The organism is uncultured Candidatus Kuenenia sp., assembly GCF_900696675.1.
In the GTDB taxonomy this organism is placed as follows: domain Bacteria; phylum Planctomycetota; class Brocadiia; order Brocadiales; family Brocadiaceae; genus Kuenenia; species Kuenenia stuttgartiensis_A.
On sequence record NZ_CAADGZ010000126.1, the window covers coordinates 1 to 9,725 of the forward strand.

At 40.5% G+C, this 9,725-nt stretch carries 12 protein-coding genes; all 12 read right to left on the reverse strand.

Annotation, left to right across the window (positions count from 1 at the left end):
• Positions 1-129: 129 nt before the first annotated feature.
• On the reverse strand, positions 130-1,203 hold the full coding sequence (locus QZT26_RS14430; RefSeq protein ID WP_099324721.1) for a carboxypeptidase-like regulatory domain-containing protein: 1,074 nt from the start codon (positions 1,201-1,203) through the stop codon (positions 130-132).
• Positions 1,204-1,632: 429 nt separating this feature from the next.
• Positions 1,633-2,514: a choice-of-anchor V domain-containing protein gene (locus QZT26_RS14435; RefSeq protein WP_099324722.1), complete on the reverse strand. Its 882-nt coding sequence runs from the start codon at positions 2,512-2,514 to the stop codon at positions 1,633-1,635.
• 171 nt (positions 2,515-2,685) lie between these two features.
• Positions 2,686-2,934, reverse strand: coding sequence for a hypothetical protein (locus QZT26_RS14440; RefSeq protein ID WP_099324723.1), 249 nt, complete (start codon positions 2,932-2,934; stop codon positions 2,686-2,688).
• A gap of 311 nt (positions 2,935-3,245) precedes the next feature.
• Positions 3,246-3,959 carry an ATP-binding protein gene (locus tag QZT26_RS14445; RefSeq protein WP_099324724.1) on the reverse strand — a complete coding sequence of 238 codons (714 nt, stop codon included), beginning with the start codon at positions 3,957-3,959 and terminating at the stop codon, positions 3,246-3,248.
• A 198-nt stretch (positions 3,960-4,157) separates the two neighbouring features.
• A complete protein-coding gene (locus tag QZT26_RS14450) occupies positions 4,158-4,544 on the reverse strand; it encodes a HEAT repeat domain-containing protein (RefSeq protein WP_164994499.1) in 387 nt (128 codons plus the stop codon).
• Positions 4,545-4,632: 88 nt separating this feature from the next.
• On the reverse strand, positions 4,633-5,523 hold the full coding sequence (locus QZT26_RS14455; RefSeq protein WP_099324726.1) for a formate/nitrite transporter family protein: 891 nt from the start codon (positions 5,521-5,523) through the stop codon (positions 4,633-4,635).
• A gap of 5 nt (positions 5,524-5,528) precedes the next feature.
• Entirely contained in the window at positions 5,529-6,440 is a 912-nt protein-coding gene (locus QZT26_RS14460) for a formate/nitrite transporter family protein (RefSeq protein WP_099324727.1), read from the reverse strand.
• Positions 6,441-6,477: 37 nt separating this feature from the next.
• A complete protein-coding gene (locus QZT26_RS14465; RefSeq protein ID WP_099324728.1) occupies positions 6,478-6,663 on the reverse strand; it encodes a hypothetical protein in 186 nt (61 codons plus the stop codon).
• Entirely contained in the window at positions 6,660-6,848 is a 189-nt protein-coding gene (locus tag QZT26_RS14470; RefSeq protein WP_157820441.1) for a hypothetical protein, read from the reverse strand. The genes QZT26_RS14465 and QZT26_RS14470 overlap by 4 nt, the downstream gene beginning before the upstream one ends.
• Positions 6,849-7,088: 240 nt before the next feature.
• Entirely contained in the window at positions 7,089-7,361 is a 273-nt protein-coding gene (locus QZT26_RS14475; protein ID WP_099324730.1) for a hypothetical protein, read from the reverse strand.
• A 115-nt stretch (positions 7,362-7,476) separates the two neighbouring features.
• On the reverse strand, positions 7,477-8,304 hold the full coding sequence (locus QZT26_RS14480) for a hypothetical protein (RefSeq protein WP_295103149.1): 828 nt from the start codon (positions 8,302-8,304) through the stop codon (positions 7,477-7,479).
• Between the two features lie 220 nt (positions 8,305-8,524).
• Positions 8,525-9,541, reverse strand: coding sequence for a hypothetical protein (locus tag QZT26_RS14485; protein WP_295103152.1), 1,017 nt, complete (start codon positions 9,539-9,541; stop codon positions 8,525-8,527).
• Positions 9,542-9,725: the final 184 nt, after the last annotated feature.

Below are 9,725 nucleotides of genomic sequence, written 5' to 3' on the forward strand. Positions count from 1 at the left end.
CTTCATCGAAATGGTGAATCTCCTTTCAGGTGTTTTTTGTTATCAATATACCGCCGAATACCTTGGAAATCCTACCATTTCAATCCTATTCCTGCAACAAGGCTTTGCCTTGTTTGCAGGATTTAGGTATTAGTTTAACGTTCTTTTCAAAATTTCAATGTCTCTCGGTTTTATTGTTTTCCCGGACTCCACAATAATATCAGGCTCCATTTTGAAACGCCTTACCCACGTAGTTTCCAATGGAGGCTTCCAATATAATTTATATTCGCCAGGCATAACATTCATAAAATGATAATAACCCTCATCATTCGTTACCATTTCAAGTTCCAAGGCACCATCTACCAGACGATAATCCCTCGACAACAGACCACCTTTCTCAAGTCTGCGCAGTTGCACCTGGCAATCTTTTATGGGTTTTCCGCTTTTTAATATCCTTCCTTCTACGCTGCCAAGACTAGCGTCTTGCAAGACCGTTGCCTCTTCTGCTACTTCCCCATCAGTATCAACCGCCTCCTCAGGCAACAATTTATCTGCTTCAACTCCGCTTGCGCCAGATGTTTTTTCCTCCCATATCCGGGTTGCCCCGTCGTCCGCGTTCGTTCCGAAATCAACAAATTCATTTTTATCGAAGGCATCTTCTTCCTCAAAAACTTTTTTTGTTTTGAAACGATAATATTTCTTTGCATTTGATTTACCAACGATGCCTGTCCTTAATTCATCTGTCAATTCTTCTTCTCTATTATCTGTCAAGTTTTGTATTTGAGATTCAAGAGATTCGCTCTGCCGCTCTTTTTTGCTATCCATGCGTTTCCCCGTTTCCGCCACATGCGATTTGTACATTTTTTTAGCCGGAAACGTTTCCTCAACTCCATTCTCCTGAAATGACATCTGCAGAGAAGATACCGCAAGCGTAGGAATCATTACGATTATTTCGTCTTTTTTTATTTCTTTCACCTTACATTTTAAAGATATTTCCTCTGTATTCAGATGAATCACGTCCGGGAAAGTATCCCTTTGTAAAAACAACATATCTAAAGACTTCATGTCTTTTTTTGGTATTTCTATACTCACATACTCATCCGTGACCCCCAGTATCCTGAAATCAATCTTTTTATCGATATCTTTCAACACGATTATATCTCCACGGACAACGGTAAAAAATTGCATGCCCAAAAACAAAACTGTTACGTATAATTTAACCATTTAATTCATTTTCTCGCTGCAATGCATTCCTTATAAATCAGTTTCACTTTTCTCAAATTCGCATCCTTCCCGTAATCACTCTATTGTCAATTGCCAAAAAGATTTATTTAATCATTCGCATTAGTTTATCATTCATTAATTGCATATCAAATAAAAAAGAGGGATATATACATTTCGCAAACTGCCGCAAGGGCAATGCATGTAGGGGCATAAAAAGGCAGAAATCCAAATACTTGCATCGCTAACGGCCTTCCGGCCTGCGAAAAAATCCCGAAATACTTCCCTCCTTCGGATAGATGAAAGTACTGTACCAAATTTCACACACACCATGAACCTTTATACATGCACAGTTTATTCAACAAAAAAGGGACATCACACCTTCATCGTGATGTCCCTTTTCCAAACATTTCTAAAAAATTAAGCATCTTTTTATTTTTTTCTTACCTTCACTACCAGTTTTGCCTTGCCTTTTTTGCCTTTTATTCCATCGGCCTTAAATGTTACTTTTGCGTTGCCATTCTTCTCCTTGGCAGTAATGGTGAACCTCGCCTCCCCATTTTCATTCGTTTCCACACTTTCAGGAGATATTTCTACGCGTTTCTTACCCGCCTTACTTAATGATGCAGTAACTTTCACACCTTCTGCCACACAATCACTATCCCCCGTTACCCTGACTGCCACTTCATCATTTTCCCCAAACAACAGCTTTATTTTTGAATTAGGGACATCTATACTTTTTGCCGCACACGAACCTGGCACTGCATCTTCAGCAACCATTGAGGCCGTTGTCGTATAAATATAATCACCCTTATTGGTTCCGTTGCCATTTGCCTCATTCCCTGCACCGTAAATTGTAACAGGGTCATCGGCAGGACTAGAAGGCGCCATCCACACTACCGTCCAGCTTGAACCATCAGTTCCTCTTTCTGTGTGTGAAATATAATCACCTTCTCCGGTTTGCGTCTTATTATCAACATTGTTAAAAAGCCCGACGTGCTCATTTTTTGCATCCAAAGCAGAAAGCTGAAAACCATGTTTTGCACTGCTGGAATCACTAAATAATACGGTAATACTTACTTCTTCTCCAGGTGTATATGTGTCTGGCGCAGAAATGGAAAACACCGCACTGCCGGAATTTAATACAAAAGAATCATGACACCCTGCTGTCGCACAGGTAGCAAAATTATCTGCAGGAGATCCTGTGCGTCCATCTTCAGGCCCCTTAAGAAATGCATGCGCGACATTCATGCCGACGCTCATCATCGATAAAGAAAAAATGACACTTGCTGCAAACGTAAAAAGGCCTTTCATAAAAAGCCCCCTTTCTTTAAAAAAGTTTCGCTATAATCGTCCTGCATATTTGCCACGCCTGTAATCAAATCGCGCATATTATATTACGCACAACATTTCATGTCAATATAGGTGCTGGAGGGGTTATGCAAGGCGATTACTAAATCTTAAACATGTCTTGCAAACTGGGGGTTACGCGACAAAGTCAATGCTATGTTTTAAATTATGGATTGCGTCACCATCTTTAAATTTGAATTTAACCATATGCGGCAAATCCTTTTCCTCTTTGTCGCTAATATTAGATTTGTCAGACTGGCTTGATGACTGTACTTGCGCCATCTTCCGGGCGGCTTCTTTTTTGGGATTATAGTGTGGTACAAGAGCCGCTGCATTCGCAACAACGTTTGTATTATCCCCTATCCTCGCCAATGCGTTTAACATAACTTGCCCTTTATGTTAAAATGTTAATGATTATAAACTGTAATCAGATGAATAAAATTCTCCGCTACACATCGAATCCTATCATTTTCCATATAAAGCGCAAGTTTTTTTTGAATTTTATTTCTTTGTTTAGCCCGAAATTCTCACATTTACTTATAAACCTTCCATGAAAATAAGATATCGTTCCCCTTCTTTCTTTTTAAAACCCACCGGATTATTTATCCATTTCCCCTTGCGTGCAAACGTGCGGGGAATATCTTCTGTTTAAACAATAGATATGCACTTTCATAAATCCAGCGTCCGAAGGGCTTTCATGTACTGCCGCCTGTTGCCTTGCCTATTCTATGGTCTAAATCAATAAGCCTTACGTTGCAATTGCCGCAAGAATGATATTTTGCGTCTTTTGCCATGAAACAAAGTTCTTTGACGATTTTAGGATTGCCGCCTGAAAACTTATAGATGTCTTTTCTGAAATCGTCCGTGTGGTTCACCTTAATATTGAATTCTTTAACAAAATAATCTACCAGTTTATCCGTGGCGGGTTTTTCAAGATTCGTTATTTCCACCTTTATAAAATCAAATAAAATCATGCGTAAATGGTCGATATCTTTTTTCCTTATTCCACGGCTTATCATTATGAGAGGAATTTTTTTATCCATTAAATACAGGAAGAAATAATAGAGTCTCGGCGTAACTAATTCTACATGGTCAAAAATGATATATGCGGGTTTTTCCCTGTCAAGCATGCTAAAGAATGCTTTTCTCAACATTGCAATATTCTTGTTCTGAACATCTTTAGTCTCTTTACCATGAAAGAGAATAGGATTTATTAATGATTCCCTTAATGTCTTGCTGCTGTGAGAATAAAGTAACTTTTCTGCCTTCCTCCGGCTTACTGTTTCATGAATAATGGCGCTTTTACCCGTTCCTTCCTCACCGTAAATAATGATATTCTTCCTGCCGTTCATTAAGCCGGTTATAAATTGGCACTCTTTTTCTCTTCCAAACAACACATCTTTTTCCACTTATGCACCGTTTCTGCTCACTATTTTTTCCAACTCATCGCATAAAGGACAGTACTTCATATTTTCTGCCAGCAAAGCATTAATATCATATCCTTACTTCTTAAATATATTAACCAGAAGAAGGACGCCGATAATTCGCGAATATACCTCGTTTGCTCTATCCATTTATTTTGACTCTTAATTATTCAACTCGCTTTTTCACTGTGATTTAGTAATGTGCCTGTATGTCAAGTCCCTTGCCGTTCTCCCAACAATTCCCACTTCCAAATCAGATCGATTTACAATAAACTCTACAGACGTGGGAATTCCTATTTCCCAGAGAGTATTGAGTATTGCAATCTTTAAAAAGGTACTGTCCGTTTTTTTAAAGAGTGTAATAAGAGGTTTCACCGCTTTTTCACTTTTCAGCCTGCCTACGATATATACTGCCCGCAGAACTGTTTCCGGTTCTGTATGCCTTAGCGCATTTATCAATTTTTTCTCATAATCCATGCCTTCATATTTCAATATATCCGCATTACAGAAAGGACATGTTTCCTCAACCGCATTTATTTCCTTCCAACATTCCGGACAATAAAATGTCATGATACATCCATCCTTTGAATTAAATGAGAATCCAGAGAAATGAAACAGAAAACCGGATTGCTGCTTTCGCAGGAATAACAACTTACTTTTATCGCTTACTATAGCAGTTGTGAGGCCGCAGGTAAATAAACCAGAATACCACGCCCACCAAAACAACGCCGCCCACAAAGTTTCCAATGGTGACCGGAAAGAGGTTATTTATAAAAAATCCCTTCCATGTAAGTTGTGAAATATCTAATGTTTTACCTGCCATCTCTTCTGCAGCAGCAACGACAGCCTGGTTTTTCCGCAATACCAAACCCATCGGGATAAAATACATGTTCGCAACACAATGTTCAAACCCGCTGGCAACAAAACCGCCGATAGGAAACAGAACCGAAAGCACCTTATCTGCCATGCTTCTACCACTATAACATAACCAAACATTAAGGCATACCAAGGCATTGCAAAGCACACCTCTTGCCAGGGCTGCCTCAAAAGAGAGGGTAGTCTTTTTGTGGGCAATAAGCAACGCCTTTGCGCCCGTCATAAAATGAAAAAATTCCCATTGATGAGCCAGATACATCCAGAAGACCATCAGGATCCCGCCTATAAAGTTACCCACATACACAATAATCCATATCCTGAGCAAGTCCCGGGTTGTAATACGTTTGCTAAGATAGCCCATAACGTTGAGATTGTTACCGGTAAAGAGTTCGGCCCCGGCGGTTTCAACCAGTATGAGTCCGAGTGAAAACACTATACCCATAATAAGAGAGGTAATGCCTAAATGGAGAGCAGAATCACTCGTTACAAAAGTAGCAAACTGTGCGCCCATGGCAACAAATATCCCGGCCATGATACTCAATATAAAGGTCTGCATAACACGCAATCCTGCCCTTGCGACAGCCTTGTTTTCAACAATGGCAGCGGTTTGCACAGGCGAATGCGCGGCACCGGCATGTGCTGCCCGGCGGAATTCTGACATATCGTTTCCCATTAACCCTAAACCTCCTTTCCCTTCTCAGGAAAGCGTAAATATACAAACCAGTACGCACCTGCAACTAACACAACACCACCGATTACATTTCCGAGAACGACAGGACACAAATTATCGAATAAAAATCCTTTAAAAAAGGTGAGATTGGAAAGGTCTAGTCTCCCACCATGTACCTTTTCTGCAACGGTCAGCACCATTCGGTTGTCTTTCAGAATAATCCCCATGGGGATAAGCCACATATTGACAGCACCGTGCTCAAACCCACATGCCATGATACAGGAAACAGGCCACAGCAATGACAGTATTTTATCAATATTGCTTTTACTGCAGTAACACAGCCAAACACCCAGACATATCAGTGCATTGCCCATCATTCCGCGCGCCAGGAGTACACCAAACGAGGTGTTTACTTTCTCGTTAGCCATGAGAATAATTTTTGCGCCCAGCAGGTAATTGCTCATCATCCACTGCTCAGATTTGTATATCCATACCACCAAGGTTAACGCTCCAATAAGATTACCAATAAACGCTATGATTACATTCCTCGTAAATGCCCTGCCGGTAATTTTCCCGGATAGAAAAGACATTGCGACAAGAGGGTTTCCCATAAAAAGTTCTGCGCCGGTGATTACTATTAAAACCATCGACAGAGTAAAAGCCACACCCCCGACAAGTTGGTTTAAACCATAGCTAGAGGTTGCGGTATGGGTTACTAACACGGATAGTTGCATACCAAGCGCAATAAAGACCCCCGCAAGTATACCGAGACCAAGCAGGGTTAAAGCGTCAAGATTCGTCCTTGCACGACCTACCAGCCCAGCTTTCTTAGCCGTTTCAAACGGCTCACAGGCATCGGCCCCAGTAACCAGTTTGTTACACTTCTGATTGCTTATATCAGTACCTTTTGTTTCTGACATAAAATCGACTCCTTATATAATGTCTTGTTGGACTTTTCTAGTAAAAGACGTCCAATATGAAAGCCAGTATACCGAGAACGAGTAGGATAAAAGCGAGGGTTGCCCTGGCGGTACCTACCGGTGCCGCTTCCTCAGCCGTTTCTGAAGGCACACAGGCATCGACCTCAATAACTGGCGTGCCATACCCCCGATTGTTTATATCGCCATCTTTTATGTTTATCATAAAATCGACTCCTTTTCTGATTTTCCGCCTGGCTTTTCTAATAAAAGACGTTCCATATCAAAAATCAAATCAATAATTCCATTAAGGTGTGGGTCGAGAACGTCTTCAAGCTCATTTGCAACGACTCCATACCTTTTCAACTTCCTTGCTTTGGCATCTTCAAGGATACACCAGCATGAAGACATTTTCCGTAACACTTTAGCTTTTTGAAAAATTCCGAGAAAAAAGGAGAACCCCGAAGGGGTAATATGATTATAGAAAAACACGGTAAAACCACGCCTAATCCCGAAGGGATGACATAATCGCCATTGTCCGGTGTTTCATGAAAGATAAAATTATATCACCCCTTCGGGGTTAATTATGGGTTTTTCGTATAATTCTATAATCATTTCATCCCTTCGGGATTATTGGAATTTTTCAAAGAACTAAAGTGTTACCATTTTCCCAAAAATCTCCTTTATCGGATCTCTCAGTTCCTTTTCAAGATCAAATCTTTCTGAAAGCGCCTTTATTCTGTTTTTTATAAGCAATGTCCTTTTAAAAATTTCTCTTTTGACTCCTTCGTCCATGTTGCACTTCGTATCGTAAAGGATGCCATTATAGTCGTCGTTATTGAATACTTGTTCAATATACCGGATATTTTCCTCCATAATACGAAGGGCTATCGTAAGTCCTCTTTTTTGATCTTTATTCAGCATGATGCATCCTCTTTATCACTTTCCTTGCCATCCTTCTCATTACACCAGCATGGGAATCCATCAAATTAGGTATGCACGGTAACAATTCACGTGAGTGGCAAGACACGCGTTGCCATTACGCGGTTAAAAGTTTCCGATGGACTAATTTACTAATTCCATTTTCTGCGCTTCGTTGTGTTATCCCCTCTTGCATAGCTTGTTCTATTCGCGCAATAGGGTCGTTCCCAAGGCCTTTCAGTTGCCGGGTATAATATTCAATCGTTGCGCAAATCCCTGATGTGGCGTCACAGAGTATCCTGTCGCAATTACTGCTGACGTTGGATGCTATTTCTGATATCATCTCATGTAAAACCAGTTTTCGGCGGGCCGGTTGTGAAAGAAAGGAGTGCAGAATGGAATGAAACTTATTACCAGAAGTTGTCGTATGCTCCTGGACTATGCAATAAAAATTACCATCCTTGTATATATCCATAGAATATTCAAATTGGCCCATAGGTATCTCAAAGAGGATTTCTAAGGCTGTTTCAAACTCACGGATCATGTCTCTGGTATGCCGCAGAAGATGGTCGACAGTCTCTTGCATATTCTTTAAGATTGCCCTCTCAAAGTCATTTTGAAACACATCAAACCCCTTACCAATTTCCTGCTTGATAATTTTCTGCATTTCATTTCTCAAAACGGTGGAATTGGTATCCGGACTTTTTCCAAAAAAATCATGGAGACATTGCTTTGTCCTCTGTATTTCCTTTTCCTCAAAATCCTTTACCATTTCCTTTGCCTTTAAGCACAACATACCCAATTTGTCCTCGATCAAATACAAAATATTTTCCTTATCCTGTTTTAGGGTTGCGGCAAGGTGGCGGAAGGTGTCAAACACATTTTTCACGTCTTCCCAAGATGCATCTCGTATTTTTTTCTCAATAATGCCAATTGCTTTTTCCATATCTCCCTCCTATAAAAATTCGACAAGGGCATTATTTCTTTTGCTTACATTTCAGTTTGGAAATATAGCGGCATAACAAAAAACCCCTTGTCTAGACTAATGCTCCGACAAGGGATTTTCCCCAATAAAAACCCCTGTCGAAGCAAAACCTCAATATGAGTTATCAGCTATCACATAGCAATCAGGCGAACTCCATCGCCTATTTATACAGAACCACACCTTATACCATATTTATTTGCCCCTGCTTCGCGTCAACCAAATTAATGGCATCCCAAATATTTGTCAGTTTTCCTTTGTGTTCTTCCAGCTTCTTAGCCTTGTTTGCCAATAACTCTAACTCAATCCGTACAGACTCATCGCCCGCCTTTCGTCTCTCCTGACCCTTTTGAATAGCTTGTTCAATTTGCTCTATAAGGTCGCTTCCAAGGTCTTTCAATTGTTTCGCATAGTGGTTAATGGTCTTGTGAATCCTTGTTGTAAGGTCTGAGCGTGTTCTGCCGCAATTCCGGCTTACATCAGAAGACACCCTTTCCATCATCTCATGAAAAACCATCTTCCTGCTCATAGATTTAGGCAGAAAAGTACGCAGAATAGACTTAACTTCTTCTTCGGTAGGCGCCGTATATTCCTGCACCATATAATAAAAGTTATTGTCTTTCGTCAGTTCCACTGCAAATTCCGTCGTGTCCATAGCTACCTCAAAGAGTAGCTCGGCAGCCGTTTTAAACTCACGTATAATATCGTTGGAACGTTTCGTAAAACGGTTAAAGGCCTCCTGCATATTATTAGAAATCACCTGCTCGGAATCCTTTCTAAACACATCGAATCCCCTGACAATCTCTTCTTTGATAACCTTTTGCATCTCATCCCGAAAAACTGTTGGACTAAACTCAGGATTTTTTTCATAGAAATCCACAAGACATTGTTTTATTCTCGCTGTCTCTTTTTCTTCTAAAGACTTTAGCATATCCTCCACCTTCAAACACAACTTGTCGGATTCGCCCTTGAGCAGATAAGCAATATCCTCTCTATCCTGTTTCAGGTTTGTAACCAGTTTATAAAAGGTGTTTAGCTTATCCTCTAATTCTTCACCGGAAGCCTCCAATGTTCTCTTCTCAATAGCTATCTGAGATAATTTCCGGGAGATAAACCGCTGTGTCTTGGATATTGTTGTATTCAGGACAATCTTCCCTTTTTCTGAAGAAAGAAAACTCCCCAACGCGTCTGCAAGTTCCAACGGATGTTCACCCCAAGTCAAAAAACAAAAGTGCCGTAAAAGCCTTATATTTATTGGCTTTTACGCCGAACAGCAAGCTTTTTTCTAGTGACTACCCGTATGTTCCGGCTTGGCAATACTTCTGGCAACTTTATCTGTAATGCCTCTAATAATTCATGTGATTGTTGCCGCGGACGCGGGATCT